Origin of the sequence: Micromonospora foliorum, from assembly GCF_022229015.1 — a bacterium.
GTDB lineage: Bacteria > Actinomycetota > Actinomycetes > Mycobacteriales > Micromonosporaceae > Micromonospora > Micromonospora foliorum.
Genome location: NZ_JAKKFF010000273.1, coordinates 1 through 23,363 on the forward strand (window position 1 = coordinate 1; position 23,363 = coordinate 23,363).

The 23,363-nt window shown below is 71.3% G+C and carries 16 protein-coding genes, 1 pseudogene and 1 riboswitch; of the genes and pseudogenes, 7 read left to right on the plus strand and 10 right to left on the minus strand.

Annotation, left to right across the window (positions count from 1 at the left end; genetic code table 11):
- The 6 genes and pseudogenes from PSH25_RS20135 to PSH25_RS20160 all read right to left on the minus strand — a co-directional run.
- A pseudogene (locus tag PSH25_RS20135) lies at nt 1–1,829 on the minus strand (AAA family ATPase); the annotation flags it as partial.
- A complete protein-coding gene (locus tag PSH25_RS20140) occupies nt 1,826–2,551 on the minus strand; it encodes a hypothetical protein (RefSeq protein WP_238660562.1) in 726 nt (241 codons plus the stop codon). The pseudogene PSH25_RS20135 and the gene PSH25_RS20140, both read right to left, overlap by 4 nt.
- Nucleotides 2,548–3,651: an endonuclease domain-containing protein gene (locus PSH25_RS20145; protein ID WP_238660563.1), complete on the minus strand. Its 1,104-nt coding sequence runs from the start codon at nt 3,649–3,651 to the stop codon at nt 2,548–2,550. The genes PSH25_RS20140 and PSH25_RS20145 overlap by 4 nt, the downstream gene beginning before the upstream one ends.
- A gap of 69 nt (nt 3,652–3,720) precedes the next feature.
- Complete coding sequence (locus PSH25_RS20150; RefSeq protein WP_238660564.1) at nt 3,721–5,139, minus strand: WGR domain-containing protein; 1,419 nt, start codon at nt 5,137–5,139, stop codon at nt 3,721–3,723.
- Nucleotides 5,140–5,202: 63 nt separating this feature from the next.
- Complete coding sequence (locus PSH25_RS20155; RefSeq protein ID WP_238660565.1) at nt 5,203–6,162, minus strand: acetamidase/formamidase family protein; 960 nt, start codon at nt 6,160–6,162, stop codon at nt 5,203–5,205.
- Between the two features lie 89 nt (nt 6,163–6,251).
- On the minus strand, nt 6,252–7,274 hold the full coding sequence (locus PSH25_RS20160; RefSeq protein ID WP_238660566.1) for a polysaccharide deacetylase family protein: 1,023 nt from the start codon (nt 7,272–7,274) through the stop codon (nt 6,252–6,254).
- Between the two features lie 431 nt (nt 7,275–7,705).
- Between PSH25_RS20160 and PSH25_RS20165 the strand changes: the two genes are divergently transcribed.
- Both PSH25_RS20165 and PSH25_RS20170 read left to right on the plus strand, forming a co-directional pair.
- On the plus strand, nt 7,706–8,785 hold the full coding sequence (locus PSH25_RS20165; protein WP_238660567.1) for a glycoside hydrolase family 19 protein: 1,080 nt from the start codon (nt 7,706–7,708) through the stop codon (nt 8,783–8,785).
- Nucleotides 8,786–9,060: 275 nt separating this feature from the next.
- A complete protein-coding gene (locus PSH25_RS20170) occupies nt 9,061–14,676 on the plus strand; it encodes a GH92 family glycosyl hydrolase (RefSeq protein WP_238660569.1) in 5,616 nt (1,871 codons plus the stop codon).
- A gap of 79 nt (nt 14,677–14,755) precedes the next feature.
- Here the strand turns inward: PSH25_RS20170 and PSH25_RS20175 are convergent, their stop codons facing one another.
- The gene (locus tag PSH25_RS20175) at nt 14,756–15,388 is read right to left on the minus strand and encodes a TetR/AcrR family transcriptional regulator (protein WP_238660570.1); all 633 of its coding nucleotides are present in this window, start codon (nt 15,386–15,388) and stop codon (nt 14,756–14,758) included.
- 180 nt (nt 15,389–15,568) lie between these two features.
- Here PSH25_RS20175 and PSH25_RS20180 point away from each other — a divergent pair, with 180 nt between their 5' ends.
- A complete protein-coding gene (locus PSH25_RS20180; protein WP_238660571.1) occupies nt 15,569–17,071 on the plus strand; it encodes an MFS transporter in 1,503 nt (500 codons plus the stop codon).
- A 78-nt stretch (nt 17,072–17,149) separates the two neighbouring features.
- Here PSH25_RS20180 and PSH25_RS20185 read toward each other — a convergent pair whose 3' ends face one another.
- From PSH25_RS20185 to PSH25_RS20195, 3 genes are read right to left on the minus strand one after another with little or no spacing between them, the layout of a single operon-like run.
- A complete protein-coding gene (locus tag PSH25_RS20185) occupies nt 17,150–17,746 on the minus strand; it encodes a histidine phosphatase family protein (RefSeq protein WP_238660573.1) in 597 nt (198 codons plus the stop codon).
- Nucleotides 17,743–18,510, minus strand: a complete 768-nt coding sequence (locus tag PSH25_RS20190; protein WP_238660575.1) for a CbtA family protein — start codon at nt 18,508–18,510, stop codon at nt 17,743–17,745. The genes PSH25_RS20185 and PSH25_RS20190 overlap by 4 nt, the downstream gene beginning before the upstream one ends.
- Nucleotides 18,501–18,704 (minus strand): CbtB domain-containing protein, encoded by a 204-nt coding sequence (locus tag PSH25_RS20195; protein ID WP_238660576.1) that lies wholly within the window; start codon nt 18,702–18,704, stop codon nt 18,501–18,503. Before PSH25_RS20195 ends, PSH25_RS20190 begins: the two co-directional genes overlap by 10 nt.
- A 58-nt stretch (nt 18,705–18,762) precedes the next feature.
- A riboswitch (cobalamin riboswitch) is annotated at nt 18,763–18,843 on the minus strand.
- 316 nt (nt 18,844–19,159) lie between these two features.
- Between PSH25_RS20195 and PSH25_RS20200 the strand changes: the two genes are divergently transcribed.
- The 4 genes from PSH25_RS20200 to PSH25_RS20215 all read left to right on the plus strand — a co-directional run bounded on the left by PSH25_RS20200 (nt 19,160) and on the right by PSH25_RS20215 (nt 23,282).
- Nucleotides 19,160–20,038, plus strand: coding sequence for an amidohydrolase family protein (locus tag PSH25_RS20200; RefSeq protein WP_238660578.1), 879 nt, complete (start codon nt 19,160–19,162; stop codon nt 20,036–20,038).
- A 322-nt stretch (nt 20,039–20,360) separates the two neighbouring features.
- Nucleotides 20,361–21,368: an ABC transporter permease gene (locus PSH25_RS20205; protein ID WP_238660579.1), complete on the plus strand. Its 1,008-nt coding sequence runs from the start codon at nt 20,361–20,363 to the stop codon at nt 21,366–21,368.
- Between the two features lie 40 nt (nt 21,369–21,408).
- A complete protein-coding gene (locus PSH25_RS20210; protein ID WP_238660580.1) occupies nt 21,409–22,464 on the plus strand; it encodes an ABC transporter substrate-binding protein in 1,056 nt (351 codons plus the stop codon).
- The gene (locus PSH25_RS20215) at nt 22,464–23,282 is read left to right on the plus strand and encodes an ATP-binding cassette domain-containing protein (RefSeq protein ID WP_238660581.1); all 819 of its coding nucleotides are present in this window, start codon (nt 22,464–22,466) and stop codon (nt 23,280–23,282) included. The genes PSH25_RS20210 and PSH25_RS20215 overlap by 1 nt, the downstream gene beginning before the upstream one ends.
- Nucleotides 23,283–23,363 lie beyond the last annotated feature (81 nt).

Consider the following 23,363-nt stretch of genomic DNA (forward strand, 5'->3'; position numbering starts at 1 on the left):
AGGACCGCCCGGAACAGCTCGGTGCCGCTGGCCGGACGGCGGGCCACCAGCCACTCCTGCAAGGCCGTGGACGGCTCGGCCGCCATCACCCGCAGCGCCGCGAAGACCCGCAGGTCCGCCTCCGGCACGGCGCGCCGCAGGCCGCCGGCCGCGTCGAAGCCGGCCAACACCTCGGTCGTACGCTTCCCGGTCGGCCACGGACCGTTGCGCAGCAGGATCAGCCGCCGTTGCGGCAGGTCCCGGTCCAACCCTGCGAGGGTGCAGGCGGCCTTGACCCGGGCGGTGACGGCGACGGCGTTCGGGTGCGCGATGGCCCGGAAGCACCAGTGCGCCTCGTTCTCGGTGGCCTCGTCGAGCACCTCGATGAGCCGCCCGTGCAGCGCGGGCTTGCGCCCGGGCGGCGGATCGTACTTGTAGGTGGCGCCGGTCGGCGCCTGCTCGGCGATCCAGGCGGCCAGGCCGGCGGCGAGCAGCGGCGGCAGGTGCTCGTCCTCGCCCGCCGGGTCGACGGCGGCCGACACGTCCGCGGCCTCGACCAACGCGGCGAACCGTGCGTCCAACTCGTGCAGGCGGCGCTCGTCCGTCGTCGGGTCGGCGGAGGCGCCACGGACGGTGCGCACCGTCGGCGTCGAGTCGGCGCCGTCGATGAGCCGGTCCAGCTCGACCACCTCGTCGCGGTCACGGCACCAGGCGATGTGGCGGTCCACCCGGCGGAGCAGGGCGCGCGGGGTCAGGGTGGGTGCGTCGGCGAAGGCGGCGGGGGCGATCGGCCAGGTGGGGTGCGGTGGCACGAAGCGCGGACCGGCGAACGCGGCGGCGAGGCGCTTCGCCACGATCGCCTGCCCGATCTCCGGGGTGGGGATCCGGTCCGGCAGGGTCGACGTACGGAAGCGGTCGGCGACCGGGGTGGGCGCGGTGCGGGTCATCAGCACCCAGGTGTCCGGCAGGCACGAGACGACGACAAGCGTGCGGCGGGTGATGTCGCGGAGCTTGAGCAGGCCGTCGGCGATCGGGCCGAGCACCTTGGCCTGGCCGTCCTCCAGCCCCTGATGCTGGTTGAGCAGTGAGGTGCTGGTCTGGGCGAACAGCGTGTCGAGCTGGTCCACGGCGATGACCGTGGGGTCCAGGGTCAGGGCCATCAGCCGGGAGATGTCCTGCACGACCTGCTGCGGGGTGCGGACCGCCGCGCTCAACCCCCACACCGCCCGTGTGGCCGGGTCACCCGGTTCGGAGATCAGGTGGGCGTAGCCGACGTCCTGTGCCTCGAAGTCGATGGCGCCGTGCAGGACGAGCGCCCGAGCAGTGTCCTGGGCGTCCCGTCCGACCTCCCGATCGCGGTCGCGCAGCGCCCAGATGAAGGTGTCGAGCTGCGCACGGGTCACCGGTCGGGCGCCGGCGACCGCGTCGCGGACCTCCACCGGCAGGCCGAGCTGGGGGGTGAGTCGGCGCAGGAAGGTCTTCAGCTGGGTGCCCCAGCCGACGTGGGGGCGGCCCAGCCCCTCCACCAGGGCCAGGGCCACGCTCTCCCAGAACGTCTTGCCGCTGACCATGTCGACCAGGAAGAAGTAGCCGCCGTCGCGCTGGATCCGTTCGCGGACCGCCCCGAGCAGGTGCGTCTTGCCGGCGCCCGCGCGGCCCTGCATGGCCACGCCGAGCGGCATGCTCGTGTCGTCGGTGCGGGCCCGTGCCACCCCGCGAAGGATCTCCGCGGCCACCTTCTCGTGCAGCTCCGGCACGTTGTGCGGGCTGGGTCGCCAGACGTCGTCCGGGGTGACCGCCGGGTTGAGACTCACCGCTTCCAGCGCGGCCCGCTGGTCGTCCGAGATCATGCCGGGCCGATCGCCAGGGCGTGGTTGTCCTCGTTCCCGATGCGGACGGCCGCGGCCCGGTCCCGTGCGGTCAGTGACTTGGTGTTCGCCACCGGGATGATGCGGACGTCCTCGCGGCCGACCATCGCCCGCAACGCCGCGTCGAGGGAGGCCCGGTCGGTGTCGGCGAGCCGCTCGCGGACGTCGGCGAGGCCGACCCAGGCGCCCGGCGCGGTGGCCAGATCCCGGTACGCGGAACGAACCAGCGCCTCCACCTCCGCCGCGGACATCGGCGCTGTCGCTGCGGGTGCCGCCGTCGTCGCTGCCACCGTGGGTGCGGGTGCTTCCTGTCGCGGCTCGGTGGCCACCGGGGCCGTCGCCTCGGTCTGCTTGAAGAAATCGCCGTGGCTGACCCGGAGCCGGTCCAGCGAACGGTGCAGGTTGGACAGGACGACGAACAGCGACCGGGTGGTCGAGCCGCCCTGCTTCGGCGGCGCGGCGGTGTGCAGCTGACGTGCCACCCGCCAGCCCTCCTCGGTCAGCTCGTGGGCGAACGGCCGGTGCGTCCGATCGGTGTCCACCAGGCCCAGGTCGACGAGCTTCTTGTTGTCCTGGCCGGTCAGCGTGAAACCGGCCAGCTCCTTCAGCTCGGCGTTTGTGAGTCGGCGCGCCTCGACCATCAGCACCACGAGGGCGTTGATCTGGTTCGGCGTCAGGTGCGGGACGTCCGCCGGGGTGGTCATGATGTCTCATCTCCGTGGGATTGCGTGCCGTCCGCGCGTCGCCGGGCCAGCAGCCGACGGATCCCGTCGACCACCGCCGGCACGTCGGTGAGCACCTGCTCATTGGTGAAGCGGAGCACGTCCAGCCCGAGGAGTTGCAGCTGCACGTCTCTCCGCCGATCGTTGGCGAAAGCGATTCGCCCACGATGCTCCGGGCCGTCCACCTCGACCGCAAGCCCCTCCACGGGCCAAAACAGATCCAGTCGGTACGCCGCGCCCAGGACGTGCCACTCGTAGGTCTGGTTCCACCGCCGGCCGCGCGCCCAGTCGTGCGGCGCGAGTGCGCGTTCCAACGCCTGCTCGGCGGCGCTGTCACCGCGTGGGACGCCCGCGAGCGGCGGCCAGGCCAGCACCGTCGACTCCGGCTCGACGGCGGTGGCCGGAATCCGTTCGATCGTGCTGGCCAACTCGGCGAAGCGCGCCGGCATTGGCATGGACACCGACCGCACCCGGTCGGCGTGGCGCAGGGGCCCACCGGCCAACCACACCGTGAAGTCGCCGTGCCGCACGAGCCACTCGGCGGCGGCCACCAGCGTCCGCTCGGCGTCGGCGTCCAGGTCGGGCAGGGCCACGACGAGTAGGCAGCTCTCCCGGTCGTACGCCTCGGCGATCACCCGGGCGAGCCCGGCGGCGCGTACCCCCGGGGCGAAGCGGGACGGGCCGGCGGGGTGGCGCGGACCGCGCAGCCCACGCTCGGCGAGGTCGGCCAGGAACGGGCCGAAGTGCCGGGAGTGGGCGGCGGTACGGGCCGCGAGGGCGCGCACCGCCGCCACGCCGAGCGTGCCCTCGCCGTCGAAACGGTCGGCCCCGGTCAGCCAGCGGGGGAACATGGCGAGGGCCGCGGTGTCGAGGTGGCCGAGCAGGGTGTCCACGAGGTCGCCGAGGGGACCTGTCACCGTGGGCCGGTAGTGCACGATCGCGGGCGCTGCCGGTGGCAACGGGTCGAGTGCCACCCGCAGCAGCTCCGGGTCGATGCTCGGCAGGTGACTCACCCGTCGCGTCGGCGGGGCGGCCCACCAGGCAGTGTTGGCGTCGCCGATGGCTCGGACGGGGTGCGCCATGCCGGCACCCTACGACACGGCGTGTGCGACCGGGACCCCTCGGTGACGCAGGCGGTGCGCTCGCCGCGCTCAGCGCAGCCGGCGGATGTCGCCGTACGCGCGGTAGTAACCACCGCGGCTGGACTCCCGCACCTCGGTCACCAGGTAGCGGGCGCCGGGCTCGCGAATCCCCTTGGGGAACTGCACCGACCAGTCGCGCCGGTAGCCGTCGGAGAGCACCTGCACCCGCAACCGCCCCCGGTCGTCCAGGCACTGCACGACCACGCCCGCGCCCGAGTCGCTTGTCACCTCGACGATCGTCGGTTGCACCGGCTGGGGCGCCTGGCGTGGGGCCTTGATGTCGCGGACCTGGGGCACATCCCCGGCCTGCGCCGCGCGGATCGCCGGCTCGCTCGCGTCGATGCAGGCCAGGTGGCCGCCGGTGGTGACGACGTAGAGCCGGTCGTCGTGGTACTGCATGGAGTACGCCGAGCCACAGCCGGTGCCGAGCTTCCACAGCCGGGTGCCCGCCGCGTCGAAGCAATAGATCGAGGACTGGCTGTCACCGGCGAAGACGTACCGGCCGCCCTCGGCGGTCGCGCAGGAGAAGACCGGGGCGTCGCAGCGGTAGGTGCGTTCGAGTCGACCCGACTTGGACAGTCGCACCACCTCGCGGGTGCCCGTCCCGGCGAACACACTGCCGTGCTCCTGCCACCCGAAGAGCACCGAGCCGGTCCGGGTGTGCCACAGTTCCCCGCCGGTACGCCACTCGTAGCCGGTCACGCCCTGCGAGTGGCCGTGGTAGATGGCGTCGTTGTCGCACCGCACCATCCAGGCCGAACGCCCCCGCCCCGGGCGACGCCACAGGAACTCGTCCTCGTGGTCGACGGCGGTGATGCCGCCGTCGGCGTCGGAGACCCCGAGGACGCCGTCGTGGATGTCCAGCCAGTAGATGTCGATCTCCGGGGCGATCGCGTACGCCACCCGGGGCACCTTGCCGGACAGGTCGTAGACGTTGCCGTCGTCGCAGCCGGCGTAGACCCAGGCGTCGTCGGCGACGATGCACTTCACGCCGTCGGGAAGGCGGACCTGGCTGCGCACCTGGGCGTCGTGGTCGAGCGTCGTGATGACGCCGTGCTCGTTGCCGACCATGCAGTGCTGCCCGTCGACGAAGATGCCGAAGGCGGGGGCGCCGGAGTCGTAGCGCCAGAGGACCGGGGCGGTGTGGGCGGTGGACCGGGTGCTCACGATCTGCCGCCGCGACACGGTGCGCTTCTGGCGGACGCCGGGGACCGCCGGCGCGTAGCCCTTGCGGACCTTCTCCCCGATCTTCTTCGCCGCGGCGGCCCGGGCCCGGGCGTTGTCCGGATAGGCGCTCGCCTTGACCTGCCCCTGGTCACCGATCCGGCCGTAGCGCACCGTCAGTGTGGCGTTGTCGACGATGACCTCGTAGAACTTGTGTGCACCGTCCACTTCGGACAGTTCGAGGTAGGTCGTCTCCTGGGACATGGGGGGCCTCCGAGGGGTCAGCGAGCGGCGCGATCCGGCCGGCGCTTCGACAGTGACCACACGTTATCGACGCCCCCCGACAGAACCGGGGTCCGGCCAGCCCAGCGCGTCGTCGCGGAGCACCGCGTGCGCGCCGACGCTCTGGTTGACGATCTGCGTCACCCGCACGTCGACCGCGATGCTGGCCAGCGCCACCGCGTCCGCGCGGCTGAGGCCGTGCAGCCGCTGCATCAGGGTCAGCATCGAGTCCAGGGCGGTGAACGTGGCCTCGTCGAGGGAGGCACCGACGCCGAGGGTCAGCCACGCGTCGGGGGTACGGGCCACCGGGCCGGTGACCGGGAAGTCTTCGCGTACGTCGAAGGTCAACGTCACCTCGTCCATCGGACACTCGATCGCGGTGCCGCCGACCTCGCCGTCACCCTGTGCGGCGTGTCCGTCCCCGACGGAGAACAGCGCGCCGTCCACCGGGATCGGCAGCAGGAGGGTGCTGCCAGCGGTGAGGTCCCGGCAGTCCAGATTGCCGCCCCAGGGGCGCGGTGGGATCGTCGAGTGAAGCCCCGGCTCCGCTGGTGGCATCCCGAGCACTCCCATGAAGGGCCGCAGCGCGACCGTGTGCCCGTGCTGGTTGCGGCCGGTCATCGTCACCGGGTCCAGCGTCCAGGCGTGCACCACCGGTTGATCCTGCACGCCGTAGCGCTCGTTGAACCCGCTCGGCCAGCCGCCGGCCACTGTGGTCCCCCAGCGGCCAGGGACGACCGCGTCGACCCGTACCGCGAGGGTCTGGCCGGCGCGCGCACCGCGGACCGCGACCGGACCGATCAGCGCGTGCCCGTGGTCGGGCCGGTGCTGCGCGACCCGGGGCCGGTCCCGGTTCGGCCCACCGGAGTACGGGCCGGCGGACCACCAGCAGTCCAGGGTGCGGTAGGTGACGGTGTCGCCGGGTTCGATGGTGAGCACCGGAGGGAAGTCGGGGGAGAAGTGGCCGTGCAGGCTGTCGTCCCCGGGCGTGAGGGTGTGTCGCATCAGTGCAGGCTAGTGACCACGTGCGGCGGGCAGGCAGGTGCGCGGTGGGTGCCGGGCGCACCCACCGCGCACGACTCGACCGGGCGATGTCAACCCGAGGTGCAGGAGCGAACCTGTGGGCGGGCGCTGCTGTTGCCGTTGGTCATCGTGGTGAAGCCGAAGGTGTTGCCGCTGCCGTTGGACCGCATGGTCATGACTGTCCCGCTGCTGTCCCAGGTGGCGGTGCCGTTCCAGATGGTGGTGACCCGCTGCGGTGCGGTGATGGCCACGACCACCGTCCACGTGCTTGCGCCGCTGACCGTCACCGACGTGTTGTAGCGGTCGCCCCAGACGTTCGTGGTCGTGGCGGTGGCGGTGCAGGTGCCGCCGGCGGGCGGCGGGGTGGTGGTGGGCGGCGGGGTCGTGCCGTCGGGCGCGACCGCGCGGCCGGTGGACGGCGAGATCATGCCGGGGCACAGGTTGCGGCTGCTCAGGTTGGCCATGATCTGGGGGATGGCGTCGCGGGTGTTCTGGATCCCGTCGTGCATCAGGATGACCTGACCGGCCTGGAGCCGGCTCGCGTTGGCCACGATCTGGCTGACGCTGGCGCCGTTCCAGTCCTGGGAGTCGACGTCCCAGATCACCTGGCGCATGCCCAGTGACGAAGCGACGGACTGCAGGGTGGCGTTGGTCTCGCCGTAGGGCGGCCGGAACAGCACCGGTCGGCTGCCGGTCGCCGACTGGATCGCCGAGCTGGTCTGGGACAGGTCCGACTGCATCTGCGCCTGGCTCATCGAGGTCATGTGGGCGTGGTTCCAGCTGTGGTTGGCGACCCACATGCCGGCAGCCACCTGCGCCTGCGCGGCCGAGCGGTTGTTCTGGACGTTCTGCCCGACGTTGAACATGGTGGCCCGTACGCCGTTGGCGCGCAGCACGTTCAGCAGCGCGCTGGTGCTGGCGGTCGGACCGTCGTCGAAGGTGAGGCCGACGTAGCCGTTGCATACGGCGGCGCTCGACGGGGTCGAGGTGGCCGCGAGGACGACGCCGCACATGGCGACGGCGGTGGCGAGGACGGCGAGCGCCGCGCGCAACCGCCTCGACCACAGGGCCGTGCGGGGGAAGAGCCTGCTCATCTGGTGCCCCTTCGCGCAGGCCCGGACGCGCCCTGGTGGGTGGGCAGCACAGTCCGGACAGGTGTGGATGAGTGGGTGGGTGGAGCCGAAACCGCAACGAAGCCGATCGCATCGACGTCAATGGATCGGAGTATTACAGCGAGAATTCCAACACGTCAACAAGTTCCGGAACATCCTCGGAACAACGCAGGAAGCTGTTCGGGGGGTTGGCCAGGCACTGCGGCCTCCGCTGGGATCTCGATCATGCTGTTCGACGCGTATGCACTCGACATGATCCGGAAAGCTGCCGGAATTATCGACCACCCGGCACCCGGGCCAGCATCGCGCCGGCCGCAGGTAATAGTAAAGATTGTGAACAGAAGATGTTACAGTCACTTCGGTCGATATCCGCTCGGGTTTCGGCCAGTGAGGTCCCAGAAAGGAGTGATCACATGACGAGACTGCGCGCGCTGGTCGCGCTGGCGGCACTGGTCGTCACCGGTGGACTGGTTGCGGTCATCCCGGCCACGGCCGCGTCGGCGGCTGCCTGCTCAGCATCGTGGCAGGCCTCGGCCGTCTACTGGGGAGACGCCCAGGTCTCCCACAACGGCCGCAACTACCGGGCGAAGTGGTGGACCCAGAACGAGGCGCCACCCGGCACGACCGGCGTCTGGGAGGACCTCGGCGCGTGCGGGGGAGGCACCACGCCGCCCACGGGCGGGACCTGCAGCTACCCGAACTGGACCGCCGGGACGTGGTACGCCACCGGGGCGATCGTGCGGTACACCAACGGTCTCCACTACATCGCCGAGCACGACAATCCCGGGTACGACCCCGTCGTCAGCACCTGGTACTGGGAGCCCTACACCTGTGGCGGTCAGCCACCGACCAGCCCGCCCCCCACCAACCCGGGCGGCTTCGTGGTCACCGAAGCCCAGTTCAACCAGATGTTCCCGGGTCGCAACTCCTTCTACACGTACTCCGGGCTCGTCGCCGCGCTCAGCGCCTACCCGGCGTTCGCGCGCACCGGCAGCGCCACCGTCCAGCGCCAGGAGGCCGCAGCCTTCCTGGCGAACGTGTACCACGAGACCGGCGGGCTCGTGCACATCGTCGAGCAGAACACCGCGAACTACCCGCACTACTGCGACCCCGGTCAGCCCTACGGATGTCCGGCCGGGCAGGCCGCCTACTACGGGCGGGGGCCGATCCAGCTCAGTTGGAACTTCAACTACAACGCCGCGGGCAACGCCCTCAACCTGCCCCTGCTGACCAACCCGTGGCTCGTGCAGACCGACGCCTCGGTGGCCTGGAAGACCGGTATCTGGTACTGGATGACCCAGAACGGGCCGGGCACCATGACCGCCCACAATGCGATGGTCAACGGCGCCGGGTTCGGCGAGACGATCCGCAGCATCAACGGCTCGATCGAGTGCAACGGCGGAAACCCCGCCCAGGTGCAGAGCCGCGTCACCCGGTACCAGCAGTTCGTCGGCATCCTCGGCGTGTCCGCCGGAGCCAACCTCTCCTGCTGATCCGTGGCCGGGCCTCGGCGTCCGTCCCCGGACGTTCGTCGAGGCCCGGCACGTCGGCCGCCGGGTCCCGGGTGGGGCGGCGGCCGTTTCGGCGCGATCAACCCGTTGACAGGGCCGTGGTGCGCCCGGAACTATCAGCGACAGTCCACCGCCTCGGCTCTCGTTGTTCACGAACTCCCATGACAACGATGTCAGGGCTCGACCCACCACCCGCTCCACTCTGCCCAGACCTTCGACGTACTCGACCCGGTTCGAGGCGAAAGGCTCCGTCCCTCATGTCGCACACCCCCCTTGCGCGTCTCCGCTCTCCCCGCCTGATCGCGGCGACGACAGCCGTCCTGCTCCCGCTGGGCCTGCTCGTCGCCGCGCCCCTGGCGAACGCCGCCCCCACCGCCGCGACGCCCGGCAACTTCACCTCCTCCTTCGAGTCCGCCGACCCGCAGCCCGCCACCAGCACCGTGGAGGTCGGCGCGAACGGACAGCCGGTTCAGGCCAACCTGAGCGGCAAGGTCGCCACGCTGCCCGGCAGCCTGCTCGGCCAGGTCAGCGCCGTGACCGCGAGCGACGAGAACCCACCGCGAGAGGTCGCCGCGAACCTCAAGGACGACGACCCGTCCACCAAGTGGCTCGTGTTCGCGTCGACCGGCTGGGTGACCTACCAGCTCGCCAAGCCGGCCACGGTGGTGCGCTACTCGCTGACCGCGGCCAACGACGCACCGACCCGGGACCCGAAGGACTTCGTCGTCCAGGGGTCGAACGACGGCAGCACCTGGACGGACCTGGACAAGCGCGCCGGCGAGAAGTTCAGCGGGCGCTTCGCCACCAGGACGTACGACTTCACCAACACGACCGCCTACGGCTTCTACCGGCTCAACGTCACCGCGAACTCCGGTGACTCGCTCGTGCAGCTCGCCGACTGGAACATCAGCGACGGCTCGGACGTCCGCCCGCCGGCCACCCCCATGGTCAGCGAGGCGACCGCCGGCCCGAACGGCGGCTACACCACGAAGCCGGACGTCGGGTTCACCGGACTGGCCGCGCTGCGCTACTCCGGCGGCGCCGAGGGCAACGGCCGATCGTACGCGACCAACAAGCTCTTCGACGTCACCATCCCGGTCGGGCCGCAGACCCGACTGTCGTACAAGATCTTCCCCGAGTTCACCAACGGGGACGGCCGGTACCCGTCCACCTACGCCGCCGTCGACCTGCACTTCACCGACGGCAGCTACCTGAGTGGTCGCTCGCCCGCCGACCAGCACGGCTACCCGCTCACGGGTGCCGGTCAGGGCGCCTCGAAGGTGCTTTTCGCCGACCAGTGGAACCTGGTGCAGGCCGACCTCGGCACCGTGGCGCGCGGCAAGACGATCGACCGGATTCTGCTCGCGTACGACAACCCGCAGGCCACCGGGGAGACCCGGTTCCAGGGTTGGCTCGACGACATCGAGCTGACAGCCACGCCAGCGTCGATCGACGGCTCGAAGCTGACCAACTACGTCGACACCCGCCGGGGCACCAACTCGACCGGCGGTTTCTCGCGCGGCAACAACCTGCCGATCACCGCCGTGCCGAACGGGTTCAACTTCTTCACCCCGGTGACCGACGCGACCTCCGACTCGTGGGAGTACGAGTACCACCGGATCAACAACGAGGCCAACCTGCCGATGCTCCAGGGCCTCGCGATCTCCCACGAGCCGAGCCCCTGGATGGGCGACCGCAACCAGATGTCGGTCATGCCGGTCGTCGGTGGTGGGCCGCTCACCGGTCAGCCCGCCGGTCGGGCGCTCGCCTTCCGTCACGACGACGAGACGGCGCAGCCGGACCTCTACCGGGTCACGCTGCAGAACGGCCTGGTCGCGGAGATGTCGCCCACCGACCACGCCGGGATCATGCGCTTCACCTTCCCCACCGGGCAGGCGACCGGAAGCCTCGTCTTCCACAACGGCACGTTCACCATCGGCACGGACGGCACGTTCACCGGCTGGGTCGACAACGGAAGCGGCCTTTCGGCCGGCCGTAGCCGGATGTTCGTCTCCGGCGCCTTCGACCGGGCGCCGACGGCGTCCGCCTCGACCTCGGCCACCTTCGACACCTCCGAGTCGCGGGAGGTGACGATGCGCCTCGCCACGTCGTTCCTCTCCGTCGACCAGGCGCGCCGGAACCTCGACCTGGAGGTCACCGGCAAGAGCTTCGACCAGATCCACGCCGCCGCGACGGCCGCGTGGAAGGACCGGCTCGGTCGGGTCGAGGTGCGCGGCGCCAACGAGTCGCAGCTGGTCACCATGTACTCGAACCTGTACCGGCTGAACCTCTACCCGAACTCGCAGTCGGAGAACACCGGCACGGCCGCCGCGCCGCGCTGGCAGTACGCGAGCCCGGTCTCGGCGCCGACCGGCGCGTCGACCCCCACCACGACCGGCGCGAAGGTCGTCGACGGGCAGATCTACGTCAACAACGGCTTCTGGGACACCTACCGCACCGTGTGGCCCGCCTACGCGCTGCTGTACCCGGACGTCGCCGCCAAGATCTCCGACGGGTTCGTCCAGCACTACCGCGACGGCGGCTGGATCGCCCGCTGGTCGTCTCCCGGCTACGCCGACCTGATGACCGGCACCAGCGCGAACGTGGCGCTGGCCCAGGCGTACCTCACCGGGGTCGAGCTGCCCGACCCGCTCGCGGCGTACGACGCGGCCGTCAAGGACGCGACCGTCGCGTCCGGGCGCAGTGCGGTCGGGCGCAAGGGCATCGAGAGCTCCCTGTTCCTCGGCTACACGCCGACGTCCACCGGGGAGTCGGTGTCCTGGGCGCTGGAGGGCTACATCAACGACTTCGGCATCGGCAACATGGGTGCGGCGCTCGCCAAGGACCCGGCCACGCCGAAGTCGGAGCGGACGCGGCTCAAGGAGGAGTCCCGCTACTTCCTGGAGCGGGCCCGCAACTACGTCCACCTCTTCGACCCGAAGACGAAGCTCTTCCAGGGCCGCGACGCCGCCGGCAACTTCCTCGCCGGTGACCCGCTGGACTGGGGTGGCGTCTACACCGAGACCAACGGGTGGAATTTCGCGTTCACCGCCCAGCAGGACGGCCAGGGCCTGGTCAACCTGTACGGCGGGCAGCAGGCGCTGCGGGACAGGCTCGACGCGTTCTTCACCACCCCGGAGAACGCCGACCGCCCCGGCGGGTACGGCGGCGTCATCCACGAGATGCTCGAAGCGCGCGCGGTGCGGATGGGTCAGCTCGGCATGAGCAACCAGCCGTCGCACCACATTCCGTACATGTACAACGTGGCCGGCGCGCCGGCGAAGACCCAGGAGAAGGTACGGGAGATCCTGCGCCGCCTCTACGTCGGCAGTGAGATCGGCCAGGGCTACCTGGGCGACGAGGACAACGGCGAGATGTCGTCCTGGTACATCCTCAGCTCGCTGGGCATCTACCCGTTGCAGGCCGGGTCGTCCGAGTGGGCGATCGGGTCGCCGCAGTTCACCAGGATGACCGTGCACCGCAGCAGCGGCGACATCGTCGTCAACGCGCCGAACAACAGCGCGACCAACGTCTACGTGCAGGACGTGTCGGTCAACGGCAAGAAGCAGCGCGGTCTGTCGCTGGACGTGGCGGCGCTCGCCAAGGGCGGCACCATCGACTTCCAGATGGGCGCCGAGCCGTCGTCGTGGGGCACCGGCAAGAACGACGCCCCGCCGTCGCTGACGAAGGGTGACGAGGCGCCGAAGCCGTTGCAGGACGTCACCGGCCCCGGTCTCGGCACCGCGACCGCGACCGGCGGTCAGGACGCGTCGAAGCTCTTCGACGACTCGTCGACCACGCAGCTGACCTTCACCTCGGCGACACCGCAGATCACCTGGGCCTTCCGGGGTGGCAAGCAGAAGCCGAAGTACTACACCGTCACGTCCGGGGCCGGTGCGGGCGATCCGGCGGACTGGCGTCTGCAGGGCTCCAACGACGGCCTCACCTGGACCACCGTGGACTCCCGCACCGGCCAGGTGTTCCCGTGGCGCAACCAGACCCGTCCGTACTCGATCGACAAGCCGGGACGGTTCGCGCAGTTCCGCCTCGCCGTCACGAAGACCGTCGGCGCCGCGCAGACCAACCTCGCCGAGGTCGAGCTGCTCGCCGGGGGTGACCTCGACCTCGGGGGCGGCGACATCACCGTCACCGCCGCCGAGGGCGTGCACGCGACCACCGGCGTACCCGTCTCGGTGCCGCTGGCCACCGTCACCGGCGGCGACGCCGGCGGTTACCAGGCCACCATCGACTGGGGTGACGGCACGCCGGTCACCGCGGGCACCGTGACGTTGAGCTCGCGGGCCGTCTACCGCATCGGTGGGTCGCACACCTACGCCACGCCCGGCTACCACCAGGCGAACGTCACGGTGACCGACGGCGAGAGCCAGAGCTCCGCGACGGTCGGCGTCGAGGTGGCGTACGCCCCGGCCTCCGGTCTCACCGCCGCGTTCGACAGCGTCTGCGTCGGTGACGAAGGGGTCCTCGCGGCGGACTGTGACGCCAAGTCGTGGGCGTACTCGCGGGCCGCCCTGGCGGCGGGCGGCGTGACCCAGGGCCAACCGCAGCAGGTTCCCGGAACCGCGTTGCGGTTCACCCTGCCGGCGATCCCGGCCGGGCAGCCGGACAACGCCACCGGCAACGGGTCGACGGTAGTCCTCGACCTTCCGCAGGACGCGAAGAGTATCTCGTTCGTCGGCGCCGGAACGCAGGGCAACCAGAGCACCACCGGCACGGCGACGTTCAGCGACGGCAGCACGGCCAGCATCCCGATCCAGTTGAGCGACTGGACGCTGGGCGGCAACGCCAACGGCACCCCGTCCTACGGCAACATCATCGTCGCCCGGACGGCCTACCGGTTGCAGGGCACGAGCCGCGACGGCGCCCAGCCGTTCCTGTTCGCCACCGCGCCGTACCAGATTCCGGCGGGTAAGACGCTGGTGTCGGTGACCCTGCCGACGCAGACCGGTGACCCTCGCTCGGCGGGCCGGATCCACGTGTTCGCCGTGGCCAACGACGGCACGCCCGCCCCGGGGCTGGCGACCGTCGCCCCGAAGGACCAGACGGCCACCGCCGGGCAGGCCCTCGCGGCGAACCTCGGTGCGGTGACCGGCGGCGTTCCCGGTACGACGGGCTACCGTGCCCGCGTCCAGTGGGGTGACGGCACGGTTCCGGACGACGTGACGATCGGCGCGTCCGGCGCGATGAGCGGCCAGCACACCTACCCGCGGGAGGGCACCTACACGGTGCGCGTCACCGTGTGGGACAGCCTGTCGAGCAGCACCGAGTCCTTCACCGTGACGGTGGCCCGGGGTGGGTCGCAGCCGGCGATCGCGCTGTCCGCGTCCGGCACCGTCACCACCGGTGGCGCGATCACCGTCGCCGGCAGCGGCTTCGCCGCCGGCGAGCAGGTGACCGTCAGCGTCGGCACCGACCCGGGCCGCACCGTGAAGGTCGCGGCCTCCGCGACCGGAAAGGTCCGCGCCTCGGTGCCGACCTCGGGTGCGGCGCAACCCGGCCGGTACGCCGTCACCGCGACGGGCGCGTCCTCGCGTACGCCGGCCACGGCCACCGTCCAGGTGACGGAGGAGCCGGCGACGCGGACGTACCAGCCGCGGGTGGCGCTGCTGACCACCTCGGGGCCGCGCGGAACGTCGATCATGGTCGACGGTTCCGGGTTCGCTCCGAACGAGGCGGTCACGATCGCCTTCGGGGCCGGGCTCGCGGTCAGCACCGTGCGCGCGAACGGTGACGGCGTCGTCTCCGGCGCGACGGTCAGCGTTCCGGGTGCGGCGAAGGCGGGCGCGACAAGCGTCACGCTTACCGGCGCCACGTCGGCGACGAAGGTGTCCCGACCGTTCACCGTCACCGGCTAGCACCGAGCCGGGGACAGCGCAGCCGCGTGGGGCGGGCCGTGATCACGGCCCGCCCCACGCCGCGTCGAATGACCAACCGTCAGTGCGGCGGCAGCAGCGCGTCGACCAAGTCGCGCAGCGGCCCGACCAGGTCCTCCTCGGTGGCGGAACTCAGCGGTTCCAGCCGGATGGACGACCGCAACACCGCGACTCCGATGCCGGCGGCGAGGGCCATCTGGGCGCGGAGCAGGAGCTGCTCGCTGCCCGGTTCGCCGGGACGCCAGCCGCGAGCCGCCGCCAGTTGTTCGCTGGAACGGACCAGGACGCCGCGCCGGATCTCGTCGGCCCTCGCGTCCCCGGATGACCGCAACAGCAGTGAGAGCTGGCTCGACAGGCCCGCCGCGCCGAGGTCGGCGATGTGCCGGGCGATGGCCTCGGGCACCCGGTCGGCGGGCGTCTGCCCGGTCGTCCGGCGCAGCTCGTCGCCGGCCGCCCGCAGGCACGCCTCGAACAGGCCCTCCTTGGACGTGAAGTAGCGGCTGATGAGCGCCACGTTGACGCCCGCGTCGTCGGCGATGTCCCGGACGGTCGTGGCCGCGTAGCCGTCGCGGGCGAAGCGCTGGCGAGCGGCGTCGAGCAGCAGTTGCCGGGTCTCGGCCGCGTCCCGACGGCGACGCTGGGCCGGTTCGCCGGCGGTGCTGCTGGTCGCGGGGACAGGCGGTTCTGCTGTCACGACGCGTCCTTCCTTCGCTCTGGCTCGGGCGTCAGGGCCCAGCAAGTAAACATATGTTGACTTCCCGGCGTCCGCAAGCTCCGGTGCGACCCGAGGGTGACGTAAACGACTGTTGACATGGCCCACCGGCTGCGCATACTGGCTAAGTCAGCAAACGTTTACATCTAGTTCGGGGATCTCATGACCCACACCATCGAGGAGTCGACCCACCTCGGCTCCGCGCCCGGCGCCGCCCCGCGCGCCAACAGCACCCTTCTGGTGCTGTACCTGTCGCTGGGCGGCCTGGCGTTCGCGGTGCTGCAGTCGCTGGTGGCGCCCGCGCTGTCCACCATCGGAAGGGACCTGGGTGTCTCGACCGGGGACATCAGCTGGGTGCTCACGGCGTACCTGTTGGCCGCCTCGGTGCTGACGCCCATTCTCGGACGTCTCGGTGACATGGTTGGCAAGCGTCGGGTCCTCATCGGCGTCCTCGCGGCCCTCGCCGCGGGCACCCTGCTCGCCGCCCTCGCTCCCAACCTGACCGTGCTGATCGTCGCGCGGGCCCTACAGGGAGCCGCCGGAGCCATCCTGCCGCTGTCGATCGGCATCGTCCGCGACCAACTGCCCCGGGAGAAGGTCGGCGTCACCGTCGGCCTGCTGTCGGCGATCTTCGGTGTCGGCGCCGGTGTCGGCATCGTGGCCGCCGGCCCGATCGTGGAGCACCTGTCGTGGCACTGGCTGTTCTGGCTGCCGCTGGTCCTCGTCGTCGTCGCGCTGCTCGGAGCGATCTTCGGAATGCCCGAGTCGCGGGTCCGCACGCCCGGACGGCTCGACATGTTCGGCGCGGCCATCCTGTCGGTGTCGCTGGTCTCGCTGCTGCTCGCCGTGAGCAAGGGGCAGGGCTGGGGCTGGACCGAGCCGAAGACCGTCGGCCTGTTCGTGCTCGGTGCGGTCGCGATGGTCGTGTTCGTCCGGGTCGAGCTTCGGGTACGCGAGCCGCTCATCGACATGCGCCTGATGCGGATTCGCGGTGTCTGGGCCACCGACCTCGTCGCCCTGATCCTCGGTTTCGCGATGTTCGGGACGTTCGTGCTCGTACCGACCCTGCTCCAACTTCCCGCGGCCACCGGCTACGGGTTCGGCAAGACGGTGTCCCAGGCGGGCCTGTTCCTTCTGCCCACCGTCCTGATGATGGTGGTCTTCGGCCCCCTCGCGGGTCTGCTGGACCGGCGCTTCGGCCCCAAGGTTCCGATGTTCCTCGGCACGGTCGCGGTCGTCGTCGCGTTCGCGCTGCCAGCCCTCGCGCACGGCGCGACCTGGCAGGTGCTGCTCTCCGGGGTGCTCACCGGCGCCGGCATCGGTCTGGCGTTCGCGGCGATGTCCAACGCCATCATCGAGAGCGTCCCTGCCGGGCAGACCGGCGAGGCGAGCGGCGTCAACACCATCGCGCGGACCATCGGCAGCAGCATCGGCGCGGCGGTGGTGGCGGCTGTCATCACGTCGAACAGCACTCCTCAGGGTCTGCCCACCGACGCGGCGTTCACCGCCGGCTTCTGGGTGTGCGCGGGCGTCGCGGTCCTGGCCGTCTTCGCGGCACTCGCCCTGCCCTCGGCGCGTCGCCGCCACGAACAGGCCATCGCCGCCGGCGTCGAAGACCTTCCGCCCGAGCCGGTCGAGCTGCACCTGCCGCACCGGCAGCACTGAGCAAGCGGCCGACAGTCGCCGAACCCGCGCGGGCCGTGTCCACCCCTGGTGGGCACGGCCCGCGCCGTTGGTGTGACCTCAGCCTGCTCCCGGCGCGCCCAGTCGGAGCTGCCAGCGCGTGCCCTGACTGGTGAGCCGGACGACGGCCAGGGGCTCCACGTCCACCTGCCGGTAGGCCGCCATCGGCAGGCCGAGGGCGTGCACGACCGCGACCCGGATCACCAGCGGGTGGGTGACCGCGATGACGCGTCCACCGGCGCTGTGCTGCTCGTCCAGCCAGCTGCCGACCCGATCCCGCACGGCCGTGACGGACTCACCGCCGTGCGGCGCGGAGTCCGGTGCGGACAGCCAGTCGCGCAGCGCCTGCGGCTGCGTGCCGGCGACCTCCTCAAGTGACCGTCCGGACCAGTCGCCGTAGTCACAGTCGGCCAACGCCGCCTCGATCGTCGGCAGCAGGCCGAAGGCGTCGGCGGTCTGCCGGGCCGCCGCCGCCGGGCTGGACACGCAGGTGTCGTTCACGCCGAGGTGCCCCCGCCGGTCCGGATCCGCGTGGGCCTGGGCGAGGGCGGCACGCCGGCCACCCTCGTCCAGGCCGTCGTCGGTGCCGCCGAAGCGCGCCCGGCGCAGAGCGGCGGTGTGACCGTGGGCGACCAGCCGGAGGCTGGTGCCGGTCACGTGCTCGGCAGCGCGGTGGCGGCCCGGCGACGCCGCTCGTGGTGCATCAGGGCCGCGAACAGCAGGCCGATGCCGGTCCAGAGCACGACCTGGGTGCCGAGCGAGGCCAGTCGGAAATTCCACAGCAGGGTCGCGGGGAAGTCCGCCGGAACCTCCTGGAAGGACGGCATGACCACGTACGACACTGCCGTGACCAGCAGGAACCCGCCCACGGCCGCGGCGGCGCGCTGCCAGGTCGGCGCCTGGGCACCGACCGACCGGTAGCCCAGCGAGCCGGCCCACACGGCCACCAGCCCGAGCACCACCATCAACAGGTAGGTGACGGTCCGTTGGTCGATGGTGGCCGGGTCGCCGACCGCCGGCGGGTTCGCCGGGTACTTGACGAACGGCACGATCACCGCGCCGAGCAGCGCCGCGCCGGCCAGCAGCAGGCCCGACCGCCCGTCGTCGTCGCGCCGCCGACGGGACAGCAGGACGTACGCCGTGGCCAGCAGGCCACCCATCGCGGCCCCGAACAGGCCGGTGGCCAGGAACAGGCCGCCGCGCTGACCCGTCCGGCTGACCAGGGCGTCCCCGTGGTCGTGCGCACCCGCGGCGGGCTCGGCGTGCGCCGCCGCCTCCTCGATGGCGATGGCCGCCTCGACGTGCGGTTCGCCGGCGACGTACGCGAACGCCCCGGCGAGCAGGCCGGCGATCAGGCCGGCGAGCAGCCCGCGGACGAGGACGGCGAGGAACGGGGGAGCGGCGGTGGTGTTCAGTGGCACGGAACGCCCAGCAGGTGCCTGCCGTCGTGCATCAGCTCGTGCAGGTACGTCCCGCTGCGCGAGACGGCCCCCTGGTCGAAGGCGACGAGGTAGGTCAGCAGGGCGAGCACGGCAACGGTGGCCAGGGCCGTCCAGAGGAGACGGGCACTGCCAACGGGGTGCACCACCGGCTGGCTGGAAGCGGAGCTAGACATGAATACACGAACCTCCCCAGGGATGACGCGTCCCCATCGCAAGGCTGCGGACGACCGAGCGTCCTGGCTCGCGGGCCCCCGGTTGTGGTTGGGGAACCGCTCACAGTGGCGCGACCGCGCCGGATTCACACCGGCTTCCCTCGCGTCGCCGCAGATAGTGGGTCGACGGTATCGGTGCCGCCTCGGGCGGTCAACCCGGGACCCCGCGCACCGAACACGTCCTCCACCCGGTGGATCAGTGAGTCGGACCAGCCGTGGGTGCCACAGATTCGTCAGACCAAAAGGTGACACTGCCGCACGTCGATCCTGGCGCGCGTTCCGCGCCTCATGAGCAGCCTGTTACCGCTAACATGGTCAACCTGCCAGATCGCGCCGTGGCTCCGGGTCGACCCGGAGGGTTCGATCAGTGGCTGGGCGGGGTGCGGGGTGGACGGGAACACGCCAGGACGGCTCCGGTGACGGCCGACGAGGTCGTGCGACCACCGGGCATCGTCGACGCGCACCATCACCTCTGGGTCCGAGCGCGGCACCCGCAGCCCTGGATCGACCCGCACACCATGGCCGCGATCGACGACGACTTCACGCCGGTCGAGCTCGCCCCGGCGGCCCGGGCCGCCGGGGTCACCCGGACCGTGGTCGTGCAGTCCGTCGCCGTCCGGTCGGAGACGCCCGAGTTGCTCGGCATCGCGGCCGACGACCCACTCGTGGCCGGGGTCGTCGGCTGGGTCGACCTCACCGCCGCCGATGTCGACCGCCGCCTCGACCGACTACGGAAGGCGCGGGGCGGCGAACGGCTGGTCGGGATCCGCCACCTCGTCCAGTCCGAGCCCGACCCGACCTATCTGGACCGTCCCGACGTGCGGCGGGGCATCGCCGCGGTCGGTGCCGCTGGCCTCGCCTTCGACCTCCTGGTGCGCCATGGTCAGCTGCCGGCGGCCACCCGGCTCGTCCGCGACCTGCCCCGGGTGCGGTTCGTCCTCGACCACCTCGGCAAACCCCCGCTCGGGCGCGCCGATTTCGGTGACTGGCGCCGCGACCTGCGGGCGCTCGCGGCCGAGCCCAATGCGACAGCGAAGCTCTCCGGCCTGGTGACCGAGGTGGACGGCGCGTCCTGGACGCCAGCCGACCTGCGGCCCGCCGTCGAGCACGCCCTCGACGTGTTCGGGCCGGATCGGCTGATGTTCGGCTCGGACTGGCCGGTGTGCCTGCTCGCCGCCTCGTACACCCGCTGGGTCACCGTCCTCGGTGACCTGCTGGACCCGCTGTCCGACGACGAGCGGGCGGCGATCTGGCGCCAGACCGCCGGCCGGGTGTACCGGCTGGCCCCGTCCTGACCCGGCGGTGGCTTCCGGACTGGGGGCATAGCATGTTATCGATAACATGCTAGCGACGGCAGCCGATGTCGGTCTGGTCAGACGTATGCCTCCGGTGGTGCGGGTAACGATGGCAAAACATGCCCGCAAGACCTTGGCAACATATGTGAATGCGTGGCAAGGTAACGCCTGATCGTGGGAAACATCCGATCTATCTCCGAGGGTCGCGCGGGCACTTGGCCGCGCTGCCAGCCGAGCGGGGTCGGTCGCTCACAGGCGTTCGGCTCGTCGGCGGTTCCCCGTCGGGTTGCCGGCGCCAGGCTTGGGGAGGTCAGGTCCGACGATGAGTAGCGTCGAGGCAACCGCCGGCACGCAGCGCGGCGAGCTCAGCGACTGGTTCCGGGAACGGATCTCGCACGCCGTCTCCGAGTTCACCGCCGCCACCGCGTTGGTCGTCCTGTTCATCGCCCTGACCTTCGCGAGCCCCTACTTCCTGACCGCCGACAACCTCTTCAACATCGGGGCGCAGACGGCGGTGATCGCCATCATCGCCACGGCCCAGACGATGGTCATCATCACGAAGGGCATCGACCTGTCCGTGGGGTCGGTCGCCGCGCTCGCCGGCGTGTTGGGCGCGATGGTCGTACGCGACCTCGGCTTCTCGCTCTGGGCGGCGACCGCGGTCGCGATCGGCGTCGGCGCGCTGGCCGGGCTGTTGAACGGGCTGCTGGTGACGGTGGCCCGGATCCCGCCGTTCATCGCGACGTTGGGGACGATGTCCGTGGGCCGCGGCCTCGTCTTCATCATCACCGGAGCGGTCGGCGTCTACGGTCTGCCCCGCTCCTTCCAACTGCTCGGCAACGGGGAGATCCTCGGCATCCCGTTCGCCGTGGTGATCACCGTCCTGGTCGCCGTCGGTGTCGCCTTCCTGCTCTCCCAGACCCGCTTCGGTCAGTACACGTACGCGATGGGCTCCAATCTGGAGGCGGCCCGCCGCTCCGGCATCCGGGTGGGGCGGCACCTGACCGGGGTGTACGTGCTGGCCGGCGTGCTGGTCGGGCTGGGCGGCATGATCGCCGCGTCCCGGGTCAACTCCGGCCAGCCCAACTACGGGATCTCGCTGGAGCTCGACGTCATCGCCGCCGCGGTCATCGGCGGTGCCAGCCTGTTCGGCGGGCAGGGCCGGATCGTCGGGACCATCATCGGCGCGTTCCTCATCGCCCTGGTGCGCAACGGGGCCGTCCTGCTCGACATCAGCATCCACTACCAGCAGGTGATCGTCGGCGTGATCATCTGGGCCGCCGTCTACTTCGACCAGTACCGCCGCCGGCGGCTGGAATCGCGGGGTTGACATGCCATTCCGAGAGTCCGAACGAGGAAGGACACACACCATGGCACACACCACCACCAGCCGGCGGACGCGAGGACCACTCCTGCGCGCGCAGGCGATCCTGGCCGCGGCAGCGGCGACCGCGCTGCTCAGCGCCTGCGGCGGGGTCGAGGTCCGGGACGGCGGCGGCGACGGCGCGACCAAGGACGCGAGCGGTCCGTTGAAGCTCGCCGTCGTACCCAAGGCGGTCGGGGCCGACTACTGGAACACGGTCAAGGCGGGCGCGGAGTGCGCCGCGCAACGCGCGGGGGACGTCACCGTCCAGTGGGACGGGGTGACCACCGAGACCGACGTCGAGGGCCAGGTCAACCTGATCCAGAACTTCGTCACCAAGAAGGTCGACGGCATCGTCTACGCGGCCACCGACTCCAGTGCGCTGGCACCGGCGACCGACCAGGCGCTCGCCGCCGACATTCCGGTCGCCATGATCGACTCTGGCACCAGTCCGCAGCCGTCGACGGTGCCCCTCTTCGCCACCGACAACCGTGCGTCGGCAACCGAGGCGGCGAAGCTGCTCGCCACCGAACTCGGCCCCGGCAACCACGAGGTGGCGCTGGTCGAGTTCCAGCCCGGATCGCAGACCAACACCGAGCGGGTCGACGGCTTCAAGGCCGGCCTCGCCCAGTACCCCAACCTGAAGCTGGTCGGCCAGCAGCCGAGCCGCAGTGACGTCAACGAGGCCCGGCGGGTCACCGAGAACATCCTCACCGCAAATCCCAAGCTCGCCGGCGTCTTCGCGGCCAACGAGCCGAGCGTGCTCGGTGCCGCGCAGGCCATCCAGGCGGCTGGCAAGTCCGGCAAGGTGGTCATCATCGGCTGGGACGCGGCCCCGGACGAGATCGCCGGGGTGCGCAACGGCCAGATCTCGGCGCTGGTCGTGCAGAACCCGTTCAAGATGGGCTACTTCGGCGTCGACAAGATGGTCAAGCACCTTCGGGACAAGGCGCCGCTGGCGTCGGCCGACACCGGCGTCACGTTCGTCACCAAGGAGAACATCGACTCGGCGGAGATCAAGGCGGTGCTCGAGCCCAGCTGCGCCAACCCGCCGGTGCAGTGATGGGCGGCATTCCCACGGCCACCGCCGACAGCGAGCAGCAACCCACCGACGCGGAACCGCCGGTCCTCGAAGCCCGCGGCATCGTCAAGCGGTTCGGGCACGTCGAGGCGTTGCGGGGCGCCGACTTCACGGTCCGCCGGGGTGAGGTCGTCGCGCTGATCGGTGACAACGGCGCCGGCAAGAGCACCCTGATCAAGACCCTGTCCGGTGTGCATCCCCCCGACGAGGGCGAGATCCGGGTGGGCGGCCGTCCGGTGCAGTTCTCCACTCCGGTCGATGCCCGACGGGCCGGGGTGGAGACCGTCTACCAGGATCTCGCCGTCGCCGACGACCTCAGCGTGGCCGCCAACCTGTATCTGGGCCGGGAGATCCTGCGCTCCGGACCGCTCGGTCGGCTGGGACTGCTGGACAAGCGCGCCATGCGCCACGGCGCCGCCGCCGCCCTCGACGAACTGGGCGTACGGATCCCCCGGGTCACCACCCCGATCGCGATGCTCTCCGGTGGGCAGCGGCAGTGCGTGGCGGTGGCCCGCGCCATCATCTGGGCGACCAACGTGGTCATCCTCGACGAGCCCACGGCGGCGCTGGGCGTGGTTCAGACCGGGCGGGTGCTCGACGTCGTTCGGCGTGCCCGTGACGCCGGCATGTCGGTGGTGCTGGTGAGCCACAACATGCCGCAGGTGCTCGAGATCGCCGACCGGGTCGAGGTGCTGCGCCTCGGCCGACGAGCGGCCCAACTCCGCGCCGACGAGGTCACCACCGACGACCTGGTCGCGGCGATGACCGGCAGCACCGGTGTGGACCGGGACGAGCGGTGATCCGACGTCGACGTCCCGGATCCGCTCTGGGCGGCGTTGTACGACGAGGGGCTGCTCGACGTGCAGTCGTAAGGGTGGGTG

Bases quoted from the DNA above. Each gene is read 5' to 3' on its own strand.
- PSH25_RS20140 (WP_238660562.1), bottom strand. From the start codon at position 2,551: ATGACCACCCCGGCGGACGTCCCGCACCTGACGCCGAACCAGATCAAC.
- PSH25_RS20145 (WP_238660563.1), bottom strand. From the start codon at position 3,651: ATGGCGCACCCCGTCCGAGCCATCGGCGACGCCAACACTGCCTGGTGG.
- PSH25_RS20150 (WP_238660564.1), bottom strand. From the start codon at position 5,139: ATGTCCCAGGAGACGACCTACCTCGAACTGTCCGAAGTGGACGGTGCA.
- PSH25_RS20155 (WP_238660565.1), bottom strand. From the start codon at position 6,162: ATGCGACACACCCTCACGCCCGGGGACGACAGCCTGCACGGCCACTTC.
- PSH25_RS20160 (WP_238660566.1), bottom strand. From the start codon at position 7,274: ATGAGCAGGCTCTTCCCCCGCACGGCCCTGTGGTCGAGGCGGTTGCGC.
- PSH25_RS20165 (WP_238660567.1), top strand. From the start codon at position 7,706: ATGACGAGACTGCGCGCGCTGGTCGCGCTGGCGGCACTGGTCGTCACC.
- PSH25_RS20170 (WP_238660569.1), top strand. From the start codon at position 9,061: ATGTCGCACACCCCCCTTGCGCGTCTCCGCTCTCCCCGCCTGATCGCG.
- PSH25_RS20180 (WP_238660571.1), top strand. From the start codon at position 15,569: ATGACCCACACCATCGAGGAGTCGACCCACCTCGGCTCCGCGCCCGGC.
- PSH25_RS20195 (WP_238660576.1), bottom strand. From the start codon at position 18,704: ATGTCTAGCTCCGCTTCCAGCCAGCCGGTGGTGCACCCCGTTGGCAGT.
- PSH25_RS20205 (WP_238660579.1), top strand. From the start codon at position 20,361: ATGAGTAGCGTCGAGGCAACCGCCGGCACGCAGCGCGGCGAGCTCAGC.
- PSH25_RS20210 (WP_238660580.1), top strand. From the start codon at position 21,409: ATGGCACACACCACCACCAGCCGGCGGACGCGAGGACCACTCCTGCGC.
- PSH25_RS20215 (WP_238660581.1), top strand. From the start codon at position 22,464: ATGGGCGGCATTCCCACGGCCACCGCCGACAGCGAGCAGCAACCCACC.